Source organism: Microbacterium sp. sgz311019, assembly GCF_056135325.1.
Genome location: NZ_JBWAXO010000013.1, coordinates 1 through 21,236, shown reverse-complemented (window position 1 = coordinate 21,236; position 21,236 = coordinate 1). Strand labels below are relative to the sequence as shown.

Genomic DNA, 21,236 nt, shown 5'->3' with positions numbered 1-21,236 from the left:
ATGCCGCCCGCCTACGATGGATCCGTGTCAACGTCGCCGCGCGTTCGCTGGTGGGCCTTCGCCCCCTACGTCATCGTCTCGCTCATCCACATCGGGGCGCTGAGCGTGGACGCGACCGAGATCGCCGCGGTCACCAAGCTCCTCCTCATGCCGTTGCTGGCATGCGCCGTCGTCATCCTCGCGAAGGACGTTCCGAAGGCCCAGCAGATCGCCCTGCGCATCCTCGGGGTCGGCATCGCCTTCTCGTGGATCGGCGACGAAGCGGCCGTCTTCCTCCCGTTCCTGCCTGAGCTGCCCGTCATGCTCGCCGCCTTCGGCGTCGCGCACCTCGCGTACATCTGGCTCTTCACCCGCCACCTGGCGGTCCGCCGCCTGCCCTGGTGGACGCTCGTCTACGTCGTGTGGTGGGTCGGGATGCTGGCGATGCTGTGGCCGCGGCTGGGTCCCCTGTCGTTCGCCGTCGCCGCCTACGGGCTCGTGCTCGGCGGCACCGCCGCCAGCGCGGCCCGCTGCCATCCGATCGTGGCCGTCGGCGGCGCACTGTTCCTGTGCTCCGACACGGTCCTCGCCTTCCGGCTCTTCACCCCCGAGGCGATGCCGCAGTGGACGAGCCCGCTCGTCATGATCACCTACTGCGCCGGCCAGGGGCTCATTGCGGCAGGCACGATCGCCGCGCTGCGCACCCGGGCAATCGCACCGGCGACCCCGGTCGTCGCGACGCCATGAGCGCCACCGCCCGAGTGGACGCGTGGCTGTGGGCCGTCCGCATCTACAAGACCCGGTCGGCCGCCACGAGCGCATGCCGAGCGGGGCACGTCCGGGTCGGGGGCGAGCGGGCGAAGGCCGCTCAGACCGTCAGGCCCGGCGATGAGGTGCGTGTGAGGATCGACGGGTTCGACCGGATGCTCGTCGTGCGCGAGCCGATCTCCAAGCGGGTCGGCGCAGCGCTCGTCGCCGCCGCGATGGAGGATCGCACTCCCCCGCGCGATCCGGTCCCGGTGGTCGCACAGCGCGATCGCGGCGCCGGCCGCCCGACGAAGCGGGAGCGGCGCGAGATCGACAGGTTCCTCGGCCGCTGAGCATCTGATCCTGTCGACGAGCGAGGCGCAGCGGCGCGACCGGCTGTGCGGAAGTCGTCGCTCGGACCGAACGCTCAGACCGAACCGCGCAGCTCGGCAGGCAGGTGGGCGAACGTGCGCGCGTGCGCGATCCGCGCGTGCCTCGTCATGTAGCCGACCACGGGCCACGGCGCGGTGACGGTGGTCGTCTCATGCACCTCGGTGCCCCGGTCGCCGAGCCGGGCGGAGGTCGCGGTCAACAGCCAGCATCCGGGTGCGGCGCGCACGCGGCCCCGCATCGCCCCCGCGTCGAGGCGCGTCATCCGGGCCGGGAACCGGATCGTGTATCGCAGCGGACCGAGAGCCGGCCGCTCCTCGATCCGCCAATCCCACCACGGATGGCCGTCGCCGTCGACGCCGGTCGCCACGACGTCCGCCGACTGCAGGTATGCATGCATCCCGCGGTGCGCGTCCAGCTGCATGAGGAAATCGATGACGCGCTCCGGCGACGCATCCACGGTCGCCGAGAGGCTGAAGCTGCGGACTGGCACGTCCTCATCCTGGCCGACCGTCGCGACCCATCGCGATCAGGCGAGAAAGGCGCGTCACACACAGGACATGCTCGAATCGATTCGATACAGTGGTTCGTCACCTTCCGCAGCCGGCCCGACAGAGACCCGGCGCCCCTCTCCTTCGAGTGCCCTCATGTCCACTGCCCTGACGACGGGACGCCCCTGGCGCGTCATCCTCGTATTCGCCGTACCGCTGCTCATCGGCAACGTCGTGCAGCAGCTCTACCAGTTCGTCGACGCGATCGTCGTCGGCCGCCATCTCGGCGTCGACGCCCTCGCTGCCGTCGGCGCGACCGGCAGCATGCTCTTCCTCCTCCTGGGCTTCGCGTGGGGCCTCACGTCGGGCTTCGCCATCCCCACCGCCCAGGCGTTCGGTGCGGGCGACCTCGTCGCCGTCCGGCGATCGGTCGCCGCGGGGACCCTGCTGACCGGTGCCTGCACCGTGCTGCTGACCGTCGGTGCTCCCCTGCTCGCGGCGCCGCTGCTGACGCTGCTGCAGACTCCGCCCGAGCTCATGGCGGACGCCGTCGTGTTCGCCCAGGTGAGCTTTCTCGGTGCCGGCGCCCTGATGTTCTTCAACTACCTGTCGGCGATCATCCGGGCCATCGGCGATTCGCGCACGCCACTCGTCTTCCTGACCCTGGCGTGCGCGCTCAACGTCGGTCTCGTCATCCTCATGGTCGGCCCGCTGGGCATGGGAGTCGGGGGCGCGGCGCTCGCCACGGTCGTGTCGCAGGCCATCTCCGTGCTGCTGTGCCTGGAGTTCGTGCGTCGACGGATGCCGGCCCTCCACGCACAGCGAGCGGACTGGCGCGTGAGCCGGCCGGAGTTCGGCCGGCACCTGCGGCTCGGCCTGCCGATGGGATTCCAGGCATCCATCATCGCCATCGGCACCCTCACCGTGCAGGTGGCGCTCAACCGGCTCGGTGCGGAGGCGGTCGCCGCTTACACCGCCGCGTCGCGCGTCGACGGCCTCGCCGTCGCCCTGCTCCAGTCGCTCGGGCTCGCGGTGTCGATGTTCGTCGCGCAGAACCTCGGCGGCGGGCGGCCTGACCGCATCCGCCGGGGCGTCGCCGAGGCGACCTGGATGTCGCTCGCGGCCTCGGTCGTGCTCGGCATCCTGTTCATCTCGCTCGGCGCCGTGCTGGTGCGCCTGTTCGTCGGCGACGGCTCCGGCGAGGTCGTCGGGCTCGCGGCGCAGATGCTGACGACCAACGGGGCGACCTACTGGATCCTCGGCATCCTGTTCGTCGTCCGCGGCGCGCTCCAGGGTCTCGGTCATGCGCTCATCCCGACCGTCACCGGCGTCATCGAGCTCGCGATGAGGGTCGGCGCCGCGCTCGTGCTCGGCGCGCTGTTCGGCTTCATCGGCGTCGCCATGAGCAACCCGCTCGCGTGGCTCGGCGCGGTGATCGTACTGGTCCCGGCCTACCTGCATGCCAGCCGTCGCCTTGCCGCCATGCGCGTCGCACCGCCGTTCGCGACCCTGACGACGCCGATCGCGGTCATCGGCCCGACGGACGGTTCGATGGCGGTGGATGCGGTCGTGACGCGACCGATCGCCCTCCCGACGGGGACCGCGCACGGAGCCGCGCGCGAACGCGGCCGATTCCGTGTCCGGCCGCGACAGGATCGCGTCGGCCCGCGCTGAGACCAGGGCGGCGAGAATGGAAGCGGCAGCCGGCGTGCGGGCCCGCCGCGGTCGGCCCTAGTCCATGGACGCGGCCGCGGAGGATCCATGAGCGAAGACCCCCGAGTCGCCGCAGCGCGGCGCAGAGCAGAACGGGCAGCGCGAGCGCACGGTGAGCAGCCCGCGGCGGCGGCCTCGTCCACACCCGGGCGTGCAATGACCGAGCTGGAACGCGCCGCCATCGTGGAGACGGCCATCCAGCAGGCGATCCGTCGCGGCGAGTTCGACGATCTCCCCGGTGCGGGCAAGCCCATCCCGGGACTCGGTGAAGTCCATGACCCGGACTGGTGGATCCGTCGCAAGATCGAGCGCGAGCAGCTGCGCGGACTCGGACCGGCGGCGCTGACGCTGCGCGTCGAGAACGCCGAGCTCGACGACCTCCTCGACGGTCTGTCGCGCGAGGCCGACGTGCGGGAGACGCTCGAGGACTTCAACCGCCGGGTCATCGAGGCCCGCCGGCAGCTGCTCGGCGGTCCGCCTGTGGTCACGCCGACACGGGACGTCGAGGCCGAAGTGGACGCATGGCGGACGCGCCGCGCGGAGCGGGCGTCCGCGATCCCGTCCCCTCGGAAGGCCGACCGTGCGGCCTCGCAGGAGCGCAGCCGCCGGGTATGGTGGCGTCGCCGCGGGTGAGGCTCGCTATTCGAGCAGCTCGAGCAGCCAGCGGCTGCCGCGGACGTGGGCTCCCGCATCCGTCGCCCGCTCGGCGAGACCGCGATCGCTCGTGACGACGGTGACGGAGCGGCCGGATGCGACGAGCCTCGCCGCCTCTGCGGCGATCGTGTCGTCGCCTGAGCCCGGGGCGCGCACGATGTCGACGTCCGGGGCCGATGCCTCCGTCGCATTCGCCTGACCCTCGACCACCACGGTGACGTGCGGGAACCACGTGGTCTCCGGGAGCCCCAGGGCATGAGCCGGCACGCCGGCATCGACGAGCCCGCCGATGCGGTCGATGAGCCGTCCGGCAGCACCGGCGCGATCGCGCCACCACCCGTCCGGCACCGAACCGACGACGTTCGCGGCGTCCACGATGACCGCGGGGCGCACCGGCAGCAGGTCGCGCAGGCGCGGCCACGCATCCGCGAATCCGGGATGCAGCGGCCTGCGCTCCACGCCGTCCACGGGCACCCACGCGAGCTCGTGGCTCTCGGGGTCGCTGATGACCGGCTCGAAGGGCTCCACGACGTCGCCGACGAGCGTCGAGTACGACCAGTAGCCGAGATCGAGCACGCTCATGAGGCGCGGACGGACGGCGCCGTCCGGGACGCCCGCCTCCTCCTGCGCCTCGCGCAGCGCCCCGTCGCACGCCGACTCGCCCTCGTGACGCGCACCGCCGGGAAGCGCCCAAGTGTCGCCGTAGTGGCTCCACGTCACCCGATGCTGCAAGAGCACACCCCGATCGCGGTCGTACGCGAGCAGGCCCGCGGCGCCGAAGGCACCCCAGTACCGCTCCCCCGTCGGCGCGACCACCCACGCATCGCCGGGATCGCGAGGCCCCAGCGGGCGCCGGTGTTCGCCGAAGGCGGGGGGCTCGATCGTCACGCTGTCAGCCTGTCACACCCCGTGCGCGAGCGGCCGCCGGTCGACACACGAGGCCCGACCCCCGATGACCTGCTCAGCGCTGGCGCTTCTCCCGCACGCGCATGTTCAGCACGATCGGCGTGCCCTCGAAGCCGTAGAGCTCGCGAAGACGACGCTGGATGAACCGGCGGTAACCGGCATCCAGGAATCCGGTCGTGAACAGCACGAAGGTCGGCGGACGCGTGGACGCCTGGGTGCCGAACAGGATGCGCGGCTGCTTCCCGCCGCGCACCGGGTGCGGGTGCTCGGCGACGAGCTCGGAGAGGAACGCGTTGAACTTGCCCGTCGGGATGCGCTGGTCCCACGACTCGAGCGCGGTCTCGAGCGCCGGAACGAGCTTGTCGAGATGCCGACCGGTGCGCGCCGAGATGTTGACGCGGGGCGCCCACGCCACGTGCGCGAGGTCCTGCTCGATCTCGCGCTCCAGGTACCGCCGGCGGTCGATGTTCTCGAACTCGGGCGTGTTCAGCACATCCCACTTGTTGTACGCGAGCACGAGGGCGCGCCCGGACTCCAGCACCATGTCGATGATGCGGACGTCCTGCTCGCTGATCGGCTCCGACACGTCGAGCACGACGACGGCGACCTCGGCCTTCTCGAGGGCGGCCGACGTGCGAAGCGACGCGTAGAAGTCCGCGCCCTGCTGCAGATGAACGCGACGACGGATGCCGGCCGTGTCGACGAGCCGCCACAGCTTCCCGCCGAGCTCCACTACCTCGTCGACCGGGTCACGTGTCGTCCCGGCCAGGTCGTTGACGACGACCCTCTCTTCGCCGGCAGCCTTGTTGAGCAGCGACGACTTGCCGACGTTCGGGCGGCCGAGGATCGCGACGCGGCGGGGGCCGCCGATCTCGTTCTTCGCGACCGCGGACACCTCGGGGAGGACCTTGACGACCTCGTCGAGGAGGTCGGCGACGCCGCGTCCGTGGATCGCGGACACCGGATGCGGCTCGCCGAGGCCCAGGTTCCACAGGGCCGCGGCCTCGGGCTCCTGCCGGGCGTCGTCGATCTTGTTCGCGACGAGGAAGACGGGCTTGCCGGCCTTGCGCAGCAGACGCACGACGTGCTCGTCGGTCGACGTCGCGCCGACCATCGCATCGACGACGAACAGCACGACATCCGACAGGTCGATCGCGACCTCGGCCTGTGCGGCGACCGAGCGGTCGATGCCCTTCGCGTCGGGCTCCCAGCCGCCGGTGTCGACGATGGTGAAGCGGCGGTCCATCCACTCCGCCTTGTACGTCACGCGGTCGCGCGTCACACCGGGGGTGTCCTCCACGACTGCCTCGCGGCGGCCGAGGATCCGGTTCACCAGCGCGGACTTCCCGACGTTCGGGCGCCCCACGATGGCGACGACCGGCAGCGCCGGGAGGAACTCGATGCCGTCCTCGCCGAGCGCCACGCCCGCGAGGAGCGCGGCATCCTCGTCGTCCAGGTCGTAATCGGCGAGCGACGCCCGCAGTGTCTCGGCCCGCTGGTCGGCGAGCCCCTCGTCGAGGTTCGCGAGGGACTCGGCGAGGTGATCCTCGCCGCCCTCGTACTCGTCGTGCTCGATGCTCATGCGTCCGGCCTTCCCGCGCGGGCGGCGTCGAGCCCCTCGCGCACAACAGTGAGCACGGCGTCGACCGTGCCATCGAAATCCAGTTCGGTCGAGTCGACCACGACGACACCGGGTGCGGCGGACATGAAGTCGACGACCGTCGAGTCCGCGGCATCCCGCCGGTGCAGCGCCGCCGCGACGGATGCCGCATCCTGCGACACGACCTCGCCGGCGCGGCGCGCGGCGCGCACCTCGGGCGCCGCGGTGAGCAGGATGCGCACGGGGGCATCAGGCGCGACGACGGTGGTGATGTCACGGCCCTCGATGACGACGCCGCCGTAGCCGGAGCCGGCGACGAGCGAGCGGAACATCGCGTTCACCGACTGCCGCACCGCGGGCACGCGCGCGACGCCGGACACGGCGTCGGATACGCGCGGCTCGCGGATCGCGCGCGTGACGTCGGTCTCGCCCACCCACACCGAGTACGCGTCGGGATCCAGCGCGATGCCGAAGGCGAAGTCGCCCACGACGTCGAGGACGGATGACGCGTCCGACGTGTCCACGCCGTGCTCCAGCGCGTGCCAGGCGAGCGCCCGGTAGGCGGCGCCCGTGTCGAGATAGCCGTAGCCGAGGCGCCGAGCGACCTCCTTGGAGATGCTCGACTTGCCGCTGCCGGCCGGGCCGTCGATCGCGACGACGACGGGCTTCGTGGTCACATGCGCGTGCGCGGTCTCCTGGCCGGAGATCGGGTCAGTCATTCGTGGTGCTCGCAATCTTCCATCCGCGCGCCTCGAGCCCGTCGACCGCGCGGCGCACGGCCGTCGGCTCGATGCTGATCTCGGCGAGGCCGAACTGGGCGCCCGGCGAATGCTCGAGGCGCAGGTCCTCGACGTTGACCTCCAGCTCGCCCAGCTCGCCGAACAGCCGTCCGAGTTGCCCCGGGGTGTCGTCCACCATGACGACGATCTGTTCGAACCGGCGGTTCTGACCGTGCTTTCCCGGCAGCAGCTCGACGCCCTCGTTGCCGAGCCTGATCGTCTCGGCGACGGCGCGTCGAGCACCCGGGGCGTCGGGCGCGCGCAGCGCGTCGGACACGCGGGCGAGGTCGGCGGCGAGCGCGTCGAGCACGTCGACGACGGGCGCCGCATTGGCGCCGAGGATCTGCACCCACAGCTCGGGGGCCGATGCCGCGATCCGCGTGGTGTCGCGCACGCCCTGACCAGCCAGGCGCAGCGCACCGTCGGGGGCTTCGGGGAACCGCCCGGCGAGCAGACTCGCCACCAGCTGCGGCACGTGCGAGGTCAGTGCGACCGCACGGTCGTGCTCGTCGGGGGCCATCTCGATCGGCGTCGCACCGAGGTCGAGCGCGAGCCCCTCGACGATCGCGAGGTCCTCGGCCGAGGTGTCACCGTCGCGGCACACGACCCACGGGCGGCCGATGAAGATGTCGGCTCGTGCCGAGATCGCACCGCCGCGCTCGCGGCCGGCGAGCGGGTGCGAGCCGATGTAGTGGGTGAGGTCGACGCCGCGCTCCTGCAGCGCGCGCAGCGGCTCCAGCTTGACGCTCGCGACGTCCGTCACGACGGCGTCGGGATGCGTCGCGAGCTCACGCTCGATGACGTCGGCCGTGACGTCCGGAGGAACGGCCACGACGATGAGCGACGGCCGGTCGTCGGGCCGAGCGGCGCGCCCGGCGCCGTAGTCGACGGCGAGCCGCAGCTGCGCGGGGGACGTGTCGTCGAGCGCCACGTCGACACCGAGACCGGTCAGCGCATGGCCGACACTGGAGCCGAGCAGGCCTGCACCGACGATGCGCACGGTGCCCCGCGTACGCGCGGCGACGCGTCCGGAACGCGCCGTCGTCGTTGGCTCGGTCATGTATCTCCTGCTGCGTGGCTCGATTCGGGCCCCGCGCCCGTCGCCTGGCGCGACAGCGTCAGCAATGCGCCCCGTTCAACTGTAGTCAACTCCCGTGCCCTGCCCACCGGGAGGGTTCCCAGGTGGAGCGGCCCGAACTGCCGCCGGACGAGCTCGATCACCGGGTGTCCGACCGCCGCCATCATGCGCCGGACGATGCGGTTGCGGCCCGAGTGCAGCGTGAGCTCGATGAGACTCGTGCCGCCGGAGCCACCGCGTGCGGAGGCATCCAGCAGCCGCGCCTTGTCCGCCGCGATGGGGCCGTCCTCGAGGTCGACGCCGCGCGTGAGGCGCGCGATCGTCTGCGGCGTCACCCGCCCGTCGACCTTCGCGATGTACACCTTCGTCACGCCGAACGAGGGATGCGCGAGCACATGCGCGAGCTCGCCGTCGTTCGTGAGGACGAGGAGACCGGAGGTCTCGGCATCCAGCCGCCCCACGTTGTAGAGGCGCTCCGGCCAGTCCTTCGTGAACGCGCGGAGGTCGGGACGACCTCTCTCGTCCTTCATGGAGCTGACGACACCGGTCGGCTTGTTGAGCATGACGTACCGCTTGGACTGGTCGAGCTGGATCGCGGTGCCGTCGACGTCCACGATCGCCGTCTCGGGGTCGATGCGCGAGCCCAGCTCGGTGACGACGACGCCGTTCACACGCACGCGGCCCTCGACGATGAGCTGCTCGGCCACGCGTCGCGACGCGACGCCCGCGTTGGCGAGCACCTTCTGCAGCCGGACGCCCTCGGTCTCCGGCCCCGGCGAGGTCATCGGGCGGCCGCCTCGAACACGTCGGTGTCGTCGGGTCCGTCGAGAAGCGGCGAGATGTGCGGCAGCTCGTCGAGCGCGTTGATCCCGAGGTTCACGAGGAGCGCATCCGTCGTGCCGTACAGGATGGCACCCGTCTCGGCATCCGTCCCGACCTCCGTCACCAGCCCGCGAGCGAGGAGGGTGCGCACGACCGAGTCCACGTTGACGGCGCGGATGGATGCCACCTGCCCCCGCGACACGGGTTGCTTGTACGCGATCACCGCGAGCGTCTCGAGCGCCGCCTGAGAGAGCCGCGACGGCGCCTGCGTGTTGACGAAGTCGGTGACGAGGCCGTCGTACTCGGCTCGCGCGTACAGCCGCCATCCACCGCCGACCTCGCGCAGCTCGAAACCGCGGCGCGGCCCGCCTCCCGCACCGTCGTAGTCGGCGACGAGGGTCTCGATCGCCTGCCGGACGGCGGGCACGGGCGCAGCCGTCGCCGTCGCGAGCATCACTAGGCTCAACGGCTCGTCGGCGATCATGAGGATCGCCTCGAGCCGCTCGGTCAGCGGTGCCGTCTCGATCTCGGCTGCGGTGTCCATCACGTCATCTGTCATAGTCGGCTCCCAAGGTGGCCAGGTTCTCTTCCGACCACCGCTCGGCGGTCCAGCGCAGGGTGATGTCGCCGAGCGGCTCCAGCTGCTCGAATCCGATGGCGTTGTGCCGGTACAGCTCGAGCACCGACAGGAAGCGCGCGACGAAGACGCCCGGCTGCGTCACGCCCGCGACGATCTGCCGGAACGACAGGCTGCCGGCGGTGCGCAGCATCGACACGACGACCGCCGCCTGCTCGCGGATGCTCACAAGAGGCGCATGCAGGTGGTCGAGCCCGACGTGCGGGATCTCCTTCGGCGTCATCGCGAGCACGGCGAGCGCGGCGAAGTCGTCGGCGCTCAGCGTCCACACGAGCTCGGGCACGGTGTTGCGGTACTTCGCATCCAGCCGCACCGTGCGGGCGTGCCGGCGGTCCTCCGCCTGCAGCCTCGTCGCGAACCAGGCGGACACCTCCTTGAACGCGCGGTACTGCAGCAGGCGCGCGAACAGCAGATCCCTCGCCTCGAGGAGCGCGACGGACTCCGCGTCGACGAGCTCGCCCTGAGGCAGGAGGCCCGCGACCTTCATGTCGAGGAGCGTCGCGGCGACGACGAGGAACTCGGATGCCTGATCGAGCTCGTCCCCGCCGTCGAGGTCGCGGAGGTAGGCGATGAACTCATCGGTCACCTTCGACAGCGAGACCTCGGTGATGTCGAGCTCGTGCTTCGAGATGAGCGTCAGCAGCAGGTCGAACGGACCGTCGAAGACGCTCAGCGAGACCCGGAATCCCTCGGTCTCGGTCCGGGATCCGGCCTCGTCGTGGTCAGCCTCAGGCGACGGCACCACGCGCGACCAGCTCCCGTGCCAGTCGCAGATACGCCTGCGCGGCGGCGTGCCCAGGCGCGAACTCGGTGATGGGCTCGCCGGCGACAGAGGCATCGGGGAACTTCACGGTGCGGCCGATCACCGTCTCGAGCACATCGTCGCCGAAGGCGTCGACCACGCGTTCCAGCACCTCGCGCGAATGCAGGGTGCGCGGGTCGTACATGGTCGCGAGCACGCCGTCCAGACGGATCGAGGGGTTGAGCCGGTCGCGCACCTTGTCGATCGTCTCGATGAGGAGCGCCACACCACGCAGGGCGAAGAACTCGCACTCGAGCGGGATGATGACGCCGTGACTCGCGGTGAGGGCGTTGACGGTCAGCAGGCCGAGCGACGGCTGGCAGTCGATGAGGATGACGTCGTAATCCGCGGCCACCGGGCGAAGAACCCGCGCCAGGGTGGTCTCGCGCGCGACCTCGCTGACGAGGTGGACCTCCGCGGCCGACAGGTCGATGTTGGCGGGCAGCACATCGAGGTTCTCGACCCGGGACTCCACGATGACATCGCGCGTCTGGCGCTTGCCGTCCAGAAGCAGGTCGTAGATCGTCGGGATCTCATGCGTCTGGATGCCCAGTCCCGCCGACAGCGCGCCCTGCGGGTCGAAGTCGACCGCGAGCACCTTGCGCCCGTAGTCGGCGAAGGATGCGGCGAGGTTGATGGTGGTCGTCGTCTTGCCGACGCCGCCCTTCTGGTTGCACAGCGCGATGATGCGCGCGGGACCGTGGGAGTCCAGGTGCGGCGGAACCGAGAACCCGTGATAGGGGCGACCGGTCGGACCGATCGGTCCTTCGTCTTCGGTCTTCGCCTTCGTCGCGCCTGCCGCCACGGGGTACTCCTGCCTTCGCGTATGCTCGCTCGATTCTAGCCAGCCCCGTCGGCCCGGCTGCGAGCCCACGCGGCCGGGTGGCGATGAGCCCCGAGAAGCCCGGCCTCGCCGGAGGGGCGGCACGGTCTCCGGAGCGCGAAGGTGAGTTCCGCAAGGGGCGGCGGGTATCAGTGTCCGCGCCGATCCCTCTCCCCCTGCAAGAGCCGATGGAAGGACCCTTCGCATGATCGACCAGCAGCCGACCGCATCCGGGAAGTTCGCGTTCCTCGTCCACCCGCGCAGCGACGTCGCGGCCGATATGGCGCGTGTGTGGCGTCCGCTCGGGCGCATCCCTGCGCGCACGTGGGAGCGCGGCCTCCGCCGTTTGCCGGTCCCGCCGCTGACCCTGGCCGGCGTGCACCGTCGCGACACGACGACGGACGAGCCCGACGGGTGGATCATCGTCGTCCCGGCGACGCCCCGTCAGCTCCTGACGGAGGATCGGCGCTGGGTGCTCGGCCGCGTCGAGAGCGCGATCGACAAGGCGCAGGCGCTCGGCGCGAGCATCGTCGGACTCGGGGCGCTGACGGCCCCCGCGACGGGAGCGGGACGGATGCTGCGCGAGCGACCGGGGCTCACCGTCACGACCGGCAACGCCTTCACGGCCCACCTGACGGTGGAGGGTCTGCGCCGACTCGTGGCCGCCGCATCCGGCTCGCACATCGCGATCGTCGGGGCCACCGGCAGCGTCGGCTCGTGCGTCGTCCGGCTCCTCGCCGACGAGCCGCTCGGCAGCGATCTCACCCTCGTCGCGCGTGGCCGGCCGCGCCTGGAGGCTCTCGCCGCCGAGGTGCGCGGCTCGGGCATGACGGTGAGGATCTCGACGTCGATGGATGCCGTCCGCGACGCGGACGTCGTCCTCGTCCTCACCTCCGCCACCGATGCCCTGCTCGGATCGCCGCATCTGAAGCACGGCGCGCTCGTCCTCGACGACACGCAGCCGCGCAACACCGACCCGCGTCTGAAGGAGGAGCGCCCTGACGTGCTCGTCATCGACGGGGGCGTCGCATCCATCCCCGGCATCGACATCCGCGGAGACATCGGCCTCCCGCGCGGTCTCGCCTACGCGTGCCTGTGCGAGACGATGCTCATGACCTTCGACGGGCAGGCGACCTCGTCGACCGGACAGGCGAGCGTCGAGCACGCGATCCGGATGCGGGATGCCGCGCGCCGCTTCGCCCACCTCGGCTTCTCGCTCGCGGACCCGCTCTCGTTCGGCCGCCGGACCGCATGGCCGGCGTCCGTTCGGGTGGAGGCCTGACATGGCGCGCATCGTCGTCGTCGGCGGCGGCTACACCGGAGTGTGGGCGGCGCGGCGGATCGCCCGCACCGCGCGGCGCGGCACCGTCGTCACCCTCGTCTCCGATCGCCCGCACCACTCGTTCCATGGATGGACGGCCGAGATCATCACCGGCCACGTGCGCGCGGACCGTGCACGCGTGCCCCTGGCAGACCTCCTGCCCGGCGTCGAACTCGTCTCGGGGCAGGTGCGCCACATCGACCCGCAAGGCCGGATCGTCGAGGTCGCGACCGCCGACGGCACCCGCGAGCTGGTGTGCGACCACATCGTGATCGGCGCCGGCAGCCGCGACGCGAGCGCGATGGTGCCCGGGCTCGCGGACCATGCCTGGTCGCTGAAGGACGCAGCGGGCGTGGAAGCGCTCGGACGGCACCTCGGCGAGGTGGTCCGGCAGGCCGAGCCGCTTCCGGGAATCGAGCCGGTGGATGCCGCGACCCGCCGTCGCCTGCTCACGGTCGTCGTCGCAGGGGGCGGATTCACCGGCGTCGAAGTGGCCACGGCGATCGCGCAGCGCCTGCGCCGGGAGGCTCCGCGCGGCGATGCGCCGCGCGTGGTGCTCGCGCACTCCGGCGCCCAGGCTCTTCCCTCTCTGCGGCCGCGCTTCGCACGGCTGGCCGACCACGCCACGGCGCTCGCGCAGGCATCCGGCGTGGAGCTCCTTCCGAACGCACGCCTCGTCGCTGCGACATCCGACGGTGCAGACCTCGGCGATGCCGGATTCATCCCCGCGGCGACGATCGTCTCGGCCATCGGCCAGACGCCGGTGGCCGTGCCAGGACTCGAGGACCTTGCGCGCGACGCATCCGGGCGTCTCGTCACCGATCCGTTCCTCTCGGTCGCGCCGGGAGTGTGGGCCGGAGGCGACGGCGCCGCCGTGCCCCACGCGTTCACGGGCGAGGCGTGCCCCGCCAACGCGCTGTGGGCCATCCACCACGGCATCCGCATCGGCGACAACATCGTGCGCGCCATCGACGGCCGCCGACCGCGGCCGTTCCGTTTCCCCGGGCTCGGTCAGGGCGCCAGCCTCGGTGTCGGCCACGGCGTCGCGGAGCTCTACGGCGTCCCGCTCACCGGATGGCCGGCGTGGCTTGCCCGCTGGGTGTTCTTCCACTGGTTCATGCCGTCGCGGCGCGTCGCCGTCGCCGCGGCGGCCGAGTGGCTCCGCCCGCGGCGCCCGGCGCCGACTGCGGCGGGCCGCCCCCGGACCCACGTGATCGGCCCGAGCTTCACCGGATCCACCGCGTCGGATCGCCCGGCCCCGCTCCGCGAGCCCGCATCCCATTCCCGATCCCGCACCCGATTCGCGGAAATCGGATGAGGGTTCGCCCTTCGAGTGCGGGCTCGCGAGACGACGCCGGCGCCTAACGGGCGCGTGGATGGGAGGTCGCGTAGACGTCGCGCAGCGCATCCACGCTCACGTGCGTATAGATCTGCGTCGTCACGACGGAAGCATGGCCGAGCAGCTCCTGGACGACGCGCACGTCGGCGCCGCCCTGGAGCAGATGCGTGGCGAACGAGTGCCGCAGCGTGTGCGGCGAGACGTGTGCGGTCAGCTGCGCGCGCTCGGCGGCGTGCTGGATGACGAGCCACGCGCTCTGGCGCGACAGCGGCGCGCCACGAGCGCCGAGGAACAGTCGCGGCGTGGCCGGGCCGCGACGGGCGTACTCGGGCCGGGCTCGGGTGAGGTATGCGTCCACCGCCGCTCGCGCGTAGGAGCCGACCGGCACCATGCGCTCCTTCGAGCCCTTGCCGAACAGCCGCAGCACATCGCCGTGCGCGAGATCGTCCACATCCAGCCGCACCGCTTCCGAGACACGGGCTCCCGTGGCGTACAAGAGCTCGAGCAGGGCGCGATCGCGCAGCTGCGCCGGCTCCCCCGGCGCCTCGGAGCCAGGCGCGGGGCCGGATGCGTCCAGCAGCCGCTCCACCTGGTCGATCGTGAGCGCCTTGGGCAGCCGTCGAGGCAGCTTCGGCGGCACGAGGCGTCCGCTGGGGTCGGATGCGGCGATCCCCTCCCGGGCGAGGTAGCGATGCAGCCCGCGCACCGACGACTGCAGTCGGGCGAGACTGGATGCCGCCGGCATCGGCCGCGCCGAGGCCCGTGCCGCCGCGAACTCGGCGACCAGCGCCGGGGTCACGTCGTCCGTGTCGGCGATCCCGCGCGCGGCGAGCCACGCCGTGTAGCCCGCGAGATCGCGCCGGTACGCGGCGACCGTGTGGTCTGACAGCCCTCGCTCGATCGCGACGTGACGCAGGTACGCGTCGACGGCTCGTGCGGGCTCCACGCCTTCGAGTCTGTCAGCCTCGGTCAGCGCTGAGCGGCCGACGCACCGCCGCGGCGCAGGCGTTCGGCGGTGGCGAGCAGTCCGATGGTGAGGATGCCGTTGCGCATCCGCCCCGCCATGACAGCGTCCACCGCCTCCTCCAGCGATACCCACGCGATGCGGATGTCGGCCTCCTCGGCCTCCCGCTCGTGCCTTCCCGGGCGCGGCGAAAGGCCCCGCGCGAGGAAGAGGTGGACGATCTCGTCGTTGCCGCCGGGGGTCGTGAAGACGCTGACGAGGTGCTCGATCGACGCGGTGTCGAGGTCGGCCTCCTCGGCGAGTTCGCGCCGCGCCGCGTCGACGGGATCCTCGCCGTGCACATCGAGCAGGCCGGCGGGGATCTCCCAGTCGCGCATGCGAAGAGGATGCCGGTACTGCTGGATGAGCAGCACCCGTTCCTCGTCGTCGAGCGCGATGACTGCCGCCGCGCCCGGGTGGTCGACATACTGGCGGACGATCACGTCGCCGCCGTACTGGAGGGTGTCGCTGCGGACGTCCCACACCCGCCCCTCGTACACGAGGTCGCTGGAGGTCACCTCGACCTCGACCGGCTCGTCGCGCAGGACGGAGACGTCGTCGATCTGCCCGGCATCCACGCGCGGCTCAGCCGTTCTCGACGTCGAACAGCTCGCTGGCCTGGTGCCGCTCGATCGCGGCGCCGACGAGGCCGCGGAAGAGCGGATGCGGCGTCGTCGGACGCGAGCGCAACTCGGGGTGCGCCTGCGTGGCGATGTAGAACGGGTGGACGTCGCGCGGCAGTTCGACGTACTCGACCAGGTTGCGGTCCGGCGAGAGACCGGAGAAGACCAGCCCGGACTCCGACAGCCGGTCGCGGTACGCGTTGTTGACTTCGTAGCGGTGGCGGTGACGCTCCTGGACGAGCGACGAACCGTACAGTTCCGCGGCGAGCGAGCCCTCACGAAGCTCCGCAGGGTACAGGCCGAGCCGCATCGTGCCGCCCATGTCGCCGCGGTCGAGGATCTCGACCTGCTCCGCCATGGTCGCGATCACCGGGAATCGCGTGTCGGGGTCGAACTCGCTCGAGGAGGCGCCCTCGAGACGCGCGATGTCCCGCGCGTACTCGATCACCATGCACTGGAGGCCGAGGCACAGACCGAGCGTCGGGATGCCCTGCTCGCGAGCGAACTTCAGCGCGCCCAGTTTCCCCTCGATGCCGCGGATGCCGAACCCGCCTGGGATGACGATGCCGTCGAGATCTCCCAGCGCCCGCGCGGCGCCCTCGGGCGTCTCGCATTCGTCCGACGGGATCCAGCGGATGTTCACGTGCGTCTCGTGTGCGAAGCCGCCGGCCTTCACGGCCTCGGTGACGCTGAGGTACGCGTCCGGCAGGTCGATGTACTTGCCGACCAGCCCGATGGTGACCTCATGGCGCGGGTTGTGGACGGCCTGCAGCACACGGTCCCAGCGCGTCCAGTCGACGTCGGCAGCCTTGTCGATGCCGAGCGTGCGGACGATGTAATCGTCGAGCCCTTGCTCGTTGAGCATCGACGGGATGTCGTAGATGCTCGGAACGTCGACCGCGTTGACGACCGCGCGCTCGTCGACGTCGCACATGAGCGCGATCTTGCGCTTGTTCGCGTCGGTGACGGGCCGGTCGCTGCGCAGCACGAGCGCATCCGGCTGGATGCCGATGGACCGCAGGGCGGCGACGGAATGCTGCGTCGGCTTCGTCTTCTGCTCGCCCGACGCCCCCATGAACGGCACGAGCGACACGTGCACGAAGAACACGTTGGCGCGGCCGAGCTCGTGACGGATCTGGCGCGCCGACTCGATGAACGGCTGCGATTCGATGTCGCCGACGGTGCCGCCGATCTCTGTGATGATGACATCCGGCTTCGGGGTCTCGTCGGCCTGCAGGCGCATGCGGCGCTTGATTTCGTCGGTGATGTGCGGGATGACCTGGACCGTGTCGCCGAGGTACTCGCCGCGGCGCTCTCGAGCGATGACCTGCGAGTAGATCTGGCCGGTCGTCACGTTCGCGGCCTGGCTCAGCTCGATGTCGAGGAAGCGCTCGTAGTGCCCGATGTCGAGGTCGGTCTCCGCTCCGTCGTCGGTCACGAAGACCTCGCCATGCTGGAACGGGTTCATCGTCCCCGGGTCGACGTTGAGGTACGGGTCGAGCTTCTGCATCACGACGCGCAGCCCGCGAGCGGTCAGGAGGTTGCCGAGGCTCGCCGCCGTCAGGCCCTTCCCCAAAGAGGAAACGACACCGCCTGTCACGAAGATGTGCTTGGTGGTGCCGTTCGAAATCGCCGCGTCAGAAGTTTCCATCACGGGCTTTCATCCTATCAGTCAGTTTTCCCCGCAAGCTGTATGAGCTCCCGGGCATGTTGCAGGGCGGTCGGTGAGTCGGCCAGGCCCGACAGGAGCCGCGCCATCTCCGCTTCGCGGTCGGCGCCGTCCAGCCGGCGCACGCTCGAGGCGGTCACGGATCCGTCGTTCGCCTTCACGACCGACAGGTGGTTGCCGGCGAACGCCGCGACCTGGGCGAGGTGCGTGACGGCGATCACCTGCGAGGACTCGGCGAGCCGTGCCAGGCGCCGACCCACTTCGATCGCGGCTGCACCGCCGATGCCGGCGTCCACCTCGTCGAAGACGAAGGTCGGAACGGGGTCCACGGCCGCGATGACCACCTCGATTGCGAGCATGACTCGGCTGAGCTCCCCGCCGGACGCGCCGCGCGAGACGGGTCGAGGATCGGCCCCCGGGTGCGGCGACAGGAGGATCGCGACGTCGTCCCGTCCCGCCGCTGACGGCGCACCCGGTTCGACGGTGACGCTCACCCGCGCATCCGGCATCGCGAGCTCCGTCAGCTCGGTGGTCACGGCGGCCCCGAGCCGCACCGCTGCGTCTGTCCGCGCCGCCGTCAACCGTGCAGCGGTGTCGTCGAGTCGGGATGCCGCGGCATCCCGCTGCGCCGTCAGCCGCTCGATGCGGTCTCCGTCGTCGTCGAGCTCCACGAGCCGCGCACTGCCCGACTCGAGCAGCGAGATCGCGGCATCGAGGGATCCGTGGGCTCGGACCAGGGAGCCCAGCGCTGCGCGCCGCTCCTCCACGGCTGCGAGCTCATGAGGACCGGACTCGTCGAGGTCCGCGAGGTAGCGCGACAGGGTCGCTGCGACGTCAGCGGCGCGGTAGGCGAGATCCGCGATCTGATCGGAGAGGTCACGGAGCGCCGGATCGTCGGCGCGATCCAGCGCGCGGCGCGCCTCCTGGAGGAGCGCCGACACATCGGGGGCGTCGGCTTCATCCCCGGAGAGGGCCTCGTGCGCTGTGGCCGCCGCGAGCCGGAGCTCCTCGGCGTTCGCGAGACGCTCAGCGCGGATCGCGAGCCCCGCATCCTCCCCCGGCTGCGGATCGATCTGTTCGATCTCGGCCAGGGCCTCGCGCAGGTCAGCGGCTTCGCGCGCTCGCGCGTCGCGGTCCTCGATGAGCGTCGAGAGCTCGCGGTCCACAGCCCGGAACGTCTCGAAGTCCCCCCGATAGGCGTCCAGGGCGGCGGCGACCGCGTCGCCGCCGAACCGGTCGAGCGCGTCGCGCTGCGCGGCCGCGGAGCGCAGCCGCAGCTGATCGGACTGTCCGTGCACGACGACCAGCTCATCGGCGAGTTCTCCGAGGACGCCTGCGGGCGCCGACCGTCCGCCCACCGTGGCGCGGCTTCGCCCCTCGCTGGAGATCGTGCGGCCGACGTAGAGCTCGGCGCGCCCGTCGCCGATCGGCTCGACGTCGCCGCCGGCCTCCCGCACCCGCTCGACGACCGCGCCGGCATCAGGCACGATCCATACGCCATCGACCGACGCCTGAGGCGCTCCCGAGCGGATCGCCCCGGAATCCGCGCGCTGTCCGAGCAGGAGGCCCAGTCCGGTGACGACCATGGTCTTGCCCGCACCCGTCTCGCCGGTGATCGCGGTGAAGCCCGGCCCGATCGGCAGGGTGGCCTCTGCGATCACGCCGAGATCGCGCAGGCGCATCTCCTCGATCACGACAGTTCTCCTGCTGTTCGCTCGCGGTGCAGGCTCGACAGCGTGCCCGCAGCCGGCCCGCGCCAGCCGTCGACCGGCAGCCGGAACTTGCGCACCAGCCGGTCGGTGAAGGCGACGGGATGCAGACGTGCCAGGCGCACCGGGGATGGCGAGCGTCGCACCACCACGCGGGCCCCCGGCGGAAGCTCGTGGGACCGGCGACCGTCGCACCACAGGATGCCGGTGCCGTTCGTGCGCTCGAGCACCTCGATCGCCACGGCCGCCTCCGGGCCGACGACGAGCGGCTCGGCGAACAGCGCGTGCGCCGAGAGGGGGACGATCGCGATCGCCTCCACGGTCGGCCAGATGATCGGGCCTCCGGCGGAGAAGTTGTACGCGGTCGACCCGGTCGGCGTGGACACGACGACCCCGTCGCATCCGAAGCTCGACAGCGGAAGGCCGTCGATCTCCATGACGACCTCGAGCATCCGCTCTCGGCTCGCCTTCTCGACGGTCGCCTCGTTCAGCGCCCACGTCTCATACAGGATCGTGCCCGCCGCATCCTTGACCCGCACGCTGAGGGCGAGGCGTTCCTCGACGCGGTAGTCGCGGGCGATGACGCGGCGCACCGCGTCATCCAAGTCGTCCCGCTCGATCTCCGCGAGGAAGCCGACATGGCCCATGTTGACCCCGAGGACGGGTGCCGTCCCGCCCCGGACGAGCTCGGCAGCGCGAAGGATGGTGCCGTCGCCGCCCAGGACGATGGCGAGCTCGATGTCCGCGACGTCGACGTCGACGCCCAGCGTGGCCAGACGTGCCAGCTCGGGACGCTCCTCGACCAGCACATCACGATCGTCCGCGGCAACGACCGCTCGGGCACCGGCCGACTGGAGCGCATCGATGACACGCTCCGCCGCCTCACGTGTGTCGTCGCGCAGCGCGTGCGCGACGACCAGGATGTTCCTGATCTCGGACCCCATCACGCCCCTGCCAGTGTGTTCACGATGTCTGACCATTCTGTCGGATTGCCGCCGTCGCCCGCCCGGAAGTGCACCACGAACTCGGCATTGCCGTGCGTGCCGGCGATCGGGGACGCGATCACACCTCGCGTCCCGAGGCCCACGTCCCACGCCGCCCACAGCACGCCCATGACGGCATCCGACCGCACGGCGGCATTGGTGACGAGCCCGCCTTTGACGGCAGTGCGCCCGGCCTCGAACTGCGGCTTGACCAGCAGGACGAAATCGGCGTCATCTCTCGCCGTCTCCCGCGCGGCGGGAAGGACGTGCTTCAAGGAGATGAACGACAGATCACCGGTGACGAGATCGGGCGGGGACGCGATGCCGCTCGCCGCCGCCAGGGATCCGCGCGTCATCTCGCGGACGTTGAAGCCCTCGATGCTCACGACCCCGGAATCGAGGGCGATGGATGCAGCCAGCTGCCCGTGTCCGACATCCACGGCGATGACTGGATCCGCGCCCCGTTCTCGGAGCACCTGAGAGAACCCGCCGGTGGATGCGCCCATGTCCAGCGCCACCCGACCTCGAACGGGAATGCGGAAGGCGTCGAGTGCAGCGATCAGCTTGTGCGCGGCCCGGCTCACATAGTGATCGGATGCCGCGACTTCGAGCACGGCGTCGTCCTCGACGCGATGGGATGCCTTGACCACCGGACGCCCGTCCACCGAGACGAGGCCGCCCGCGATCATCGTCGCGGCGTGGGTGCGCGAGCGCGCAAGACCACGGGCCGCGAGAGCGGAGTCGAGGCGTTCTGTCATGCGGACTGCACGTCAGCAGGTCCGGATTCGAGTGCGCGCGCGAGTTCATCATGGAGTCCCGCATACGCCGCGGCGCGTTCGCTGAGCGGCTGCGATTCGATGACGCGCAGCCGGCTGATCAGCTCGAGGTCGTCGTGCTCGTCCGCCATTCCCCCATCGTACCGAGCGGCCTCACTACGGGGCCGCAGGCCGGAAAGACGTACACGGCGGCCTACAAGAGGACCACCTGTGGAGGAAGTGCGTTAACGACGAAGAGGCCACCCAGCATTGGGTGGCCTCTTCCGTGAAGAAGTCCGGCGGTGTCCTACTCTCCCACAGGGTCCCCCCTGCAGTACCATCGGCGCTGAGAGGCTTAGCTTCCGGGTTCGGAATGTGACCGGGCGTTTCCCTCTCGCTATGGCCGCCGAAAC

Annotated in this window: 22 protein-coding genes and 1 rRNA gene; 6 read left to right on the top strand and 17 right to left on the bottom strand. The window is 71.2% G+C overall.

All coding sequences use genetic code 11. From position 1 onward, the window contains the following. Positions 1-24: 24 nt before the first annotated feature. Both AC0NZN_RS17320 and AC0NZN_RS17315 read left to right on the top strand, forming a co-directional pair. Positions 25-726: a lysoplasmalogenase gene (locus tag AC0NZN_RS17320; RefSeq protein WP_474593568.1), complete on the top strand. Its 702-nt coding sequence runs from the start codon at positions 25-27 to the stop codon at positions 724-726. Further along, positions 723-1,079, top strand: coding sequence for an RNA-binding S4 domain-containing protein (locus AC0NZN_RS17315; protein WP_474593567.1), 357 nt, complete (start codon positions 723-725; stop codon positions 1,077-1,079). Before AC0NZN_RS17320 ends, AC0NZN_RS17315 begins: the two co-directional genes overlap by 4 nt. Before the next feature lie 74 nt (positions 1,080-1,153). Here the strand turns inward: AC0NZN_RS17315 and AC0NZN_RS17310 are convergent, their stop codons facing one another. Next, positions 1,154-1,609, bottom strand: coding sequence for a hypothetical protein (locus AC0NZN_RS17310; RefSeq protein WP_474593566.1), 456 nt, complete (start codon positions 1,607-1,609; stop codon positions 1,154-1,156). Between the two features lie 154 nt (positions 1,610-1,763). On the opposite strand from AC0NZN_RS17310, the gene AC0NZN_RS17305 reads away from it, so the two are divergent. Both AC0NZN_RS17305 and AC0NZN_RS17300 read left to right on the top strand, forming a co-directional pair. Beyond that, positions 1,764-3,281, top strand: a complete 1,518-nt coding sequence (locus AC0NZN_RS17305; protein ID WP_474593565.1) for an MATE family efflux transporter — start codon at positions 1,764-1,766, stop codon at positions 3,279-3,281. A gap of 87 nt (positions 3,282-3,368) precedes the next feature. Further along, on the top strand, positions 3,369-3,953 hold the full coding sequence (locus AC0NZN_RS17300; RefSeq protein WP_474593564.1) for a DnaJ family domain-containing protein: 585 nt from the start codon (positions 3,369-3,371) through the stop codon (positions 3,951-3,953). A gap of 6 nt (positions 3,954-3,959) precedes the next feature. On the opposite strand, the gene AC0NZN_RS17295 is transcribed toward AC0NZN_RS17300, so the two are convergent. The 8 genes from AC0NZN_RS17295 to AC0NZN_RS17260 all read right to left on the bottom strand — a co-directional run bounded on the left by AC0NZN_RS17295 (position 3,960) and on the right by AC0NZN_RS17260 (position 11,403). Beyond that, positions 3,960-4,862 (bottom strand): NUDIX domain-containing protein, encoded by a 903-nt coding sequence (locus AC0NZN_RS17295; protein WP_474593563.1) that lies wholly within the window; start codon positions 4,860-4,862, stop codon positions 3,960-3,962. 73 nt (positions 4,863-4,935) lie between these two features. After that, on the bottom strand, positions 4,936-6,462 hold the full coding sequence (gene der, locus AC0NZN_RS17290) for a ribosome biogenesis GTPase Der (protein WP_474593562.1): 1,527 nt from the start codon (positions 6,460-6,462) through the stop codon (positions 4,936-4,938). Beyond that, complete coding sequence (gene cmk, locus AC0NZN_RS17285; RefSeq protein ID WP_474593561.1) at positions 6,459-7,199, bottom strand: (d)CMP kinase; 741 nt, start codon at positions 7,197-7,199, stop codon at positions 6,459-6,461. Before cmk ends, der begins: the two co-directional genes overlap by 4 nt. Further along, positions 7,192-8,319: a prephenate dehydrogenase gene (locus AC0NZN_RS17280; protein ID WP_474593560.1), complete on the bottom strand. Its 1,128-nt coding sequence runs from the start codon at positions 8,317-8,319 to the stop codon at positions 7,192-7,194. Before AC0NZN_RS17280 ends, cmk begins: the two co-directional genes overlap by 8 nt. Next, positions 8,316-9,122, bottom strand: a complete 807-nt coding sequence (locus tag AC0NZN_RS17275) for a pseudouridine synthase (protein ID WP_474593559.1) — start codon at positions 9,120-9,122, stop codon at positions 8,316-8,318. The genes AC0NZN_RS17280 and AC0NZN_RS17275 overlap by 4 nt, the downstream gene beginning before the upstream one ends. Continuing rightward, the gene (gene scpB / locus AC0NZN_RS17270; RefSeq protein WP_474593558.1) at positions 9,119-9,718 is read right to left on the bottom strand and encodes an SMC-Scp complex subunit ScpB; all 600 of its coding nucleotides are present in this window, start codon (positions 9,716-9,718) and stop codon (positions 9,119-9,121) included. The genes AC0NZN_RS17275 and scpB overlap by 4 nt, the downstream gene beginning before the upstream one ends. After that, positions 9,708-10,541 (bottom strand): segregation and condensation protein A, encoded by an 834-nt coding sequence (locus AC0NZN_RS17265; protein ID WP_474593557.1) that lies wholly within the window; start codon positions 10,539-10,541, stop codon positions 9,708-9,710. Before AC0NZN_RS17265 ends, scpB begins: the two co-directional genes overlap by 11 nt. Further along, entirely contained in the window at positions 10,525-11,403 is an 879-nt protein-coding gene (locus AC0NZN_RS17260) for a ParA family protein (RefSeq protein ID WP_474593556.1), read from the bottom strand. The genes AC0NZN_RS17265 and AC0NZN_RS17260 overlap by 17 nt, the downstream gene beginning before the upstream one ends. 223 nt (positions 11,404-11,626) lie before the next feature. On the opposite strand from AC0NZN_RS17260, the gene AC0NZN_RS17255 reads away from it, so the two are divergent. Together AC0NZN_RS17255 and AC0NZN_RS17250 are read left to right on the top strand one after the other, a co-directional pair. Further along, positions 11,627-12,703 carry a semialdehyde dehydrogenase gene (locus tag AC0NZN_RS17255; protein ID WP_474593555.1) on the top strand — a complete coding sequence of 359 codons (1,077 nt, stop codon included), beginning with the start codon at positions 11,627-11,629 and terminating at the stop codon, positions 12,701-12,703. Position 12,704: 1 nt separating this feature from the next. Then, entirely contained in the window at positions 12,705-14,060 is a 1,356-nt protein-coding gene (locus tag AC0NZN_RS17250; RefSeq protein ID WP_474593554.1) for an NAD(P)/FAD-dependent oxidoreductase, read from the top strand. Positions 14,061-14,103: 43 nt separating this feature from the next. Here the strand turns inward: AC0NZN_RS17250 and xerD are convergent, their stop codons facing one another. The 8 genes from xerD to rrf all read right to left on the bottom strand — a co-directional run bounded on the left by xerD (position 14,104) and on the right by rrf (position 21,234). Beyond that, entirely contained in the window at positions 14,104-15,027 is a 924-nt protein-coding gene (xerD, locus tag AC0NZN_RS17245) for a site-specific tyrosine recombinase XerD (RefSeq protein ID WP_474593553.1), read from the bottom strand. Positions 15,028-15,050: 23 nt separating this feature from the next. Continuing rightward, positions 15,051-15,662 carry an NUDIX domain-containing protein gene (locus tag AC0NZN_RS17240; RefSeq protein ID WP_474593552.1) on the bottom strand — a complete coding sequence of 204 codons (612 nt, stop codon included), beginning with the start codon at positions 15,660-15,662 and terminating at the stop codon, positions 15,051-15,053. A 7-nt stretch (positions 15,663-15,669) separates the two neighbouring features. Further along, on the bottom strand, positions 15,670-17,358 hold the full coding sequence (locus AC0NZN_RS17235; RefSeq protein ID WP_474593551.1) for a CTP synthase: 1,689 nt from the start codon (positions 17,356-17,358) through the stop codon (positions 15,670-15,672). Between the two features lie 17 nt (positions 17,359-17,375). After that, on the bottom strand, positions 17,376-19,070 hold the full coding sequence (recN, locus tag AC0NZN_RS17230; protein ID WP_474593550.1) for a DNA repair protein RecN: 1,695 nt from the start codon (positions 19,068-19,070) through the stop codon (positions 17,376-17,378). Next, positions 19,067-20,029: an NAD kinase gene (locus AC0NZN_RS17225; protein WP_474593549.1), complete on the bottom strand. Its 963-nt coding sequence runs from the start codon at positions 20,027-20,029 to the stop codon at positions 19,067-19,069. Before AC0NZN_RS17225 ends, recN begins: the two co-directional genes overlap by 4 nt. Next, complete coding sequence (locus tag AC0NZN_RS17220) at positions 20,029-20,826, bottom strand: TlyA family RNA methyltransferase (RefSeq protein WP_474593548.1); 798 nt, start codon at positions 20,824-20,826, stop codon at positions 20,029-20,031. The genes AC0NZN_RS17225 and AC0NZN_RS17220 overlap by 1 nt, the downstream gene beginning before the upstream one ends. Continuing rightward, positions 20,823-20,975, bottom strand: coding sequence for a hypothetical protein (locus tag AC0NZN_RS17215; protein WP_474593547.1), 153 nt, complete (start codon positions 20,973-20,975; stop codon positions 20,823-20,825). Before AC0NZN_RS17215 ends, AC0NZN_RS17220 begins: the two co-directional genes overlap by 4 nt. 142 nt (positions 20,976-21,117) lie before the next feature. Continuing rightward, a 5S ribosomal RNA gene (gene rrf, locus AC0NZN_RS17210) occupies positions 21,118-21,234 on the bottom strand. Between the last annotated feature and the right edge of the window lie 2 nt (positions 21,235-21,236).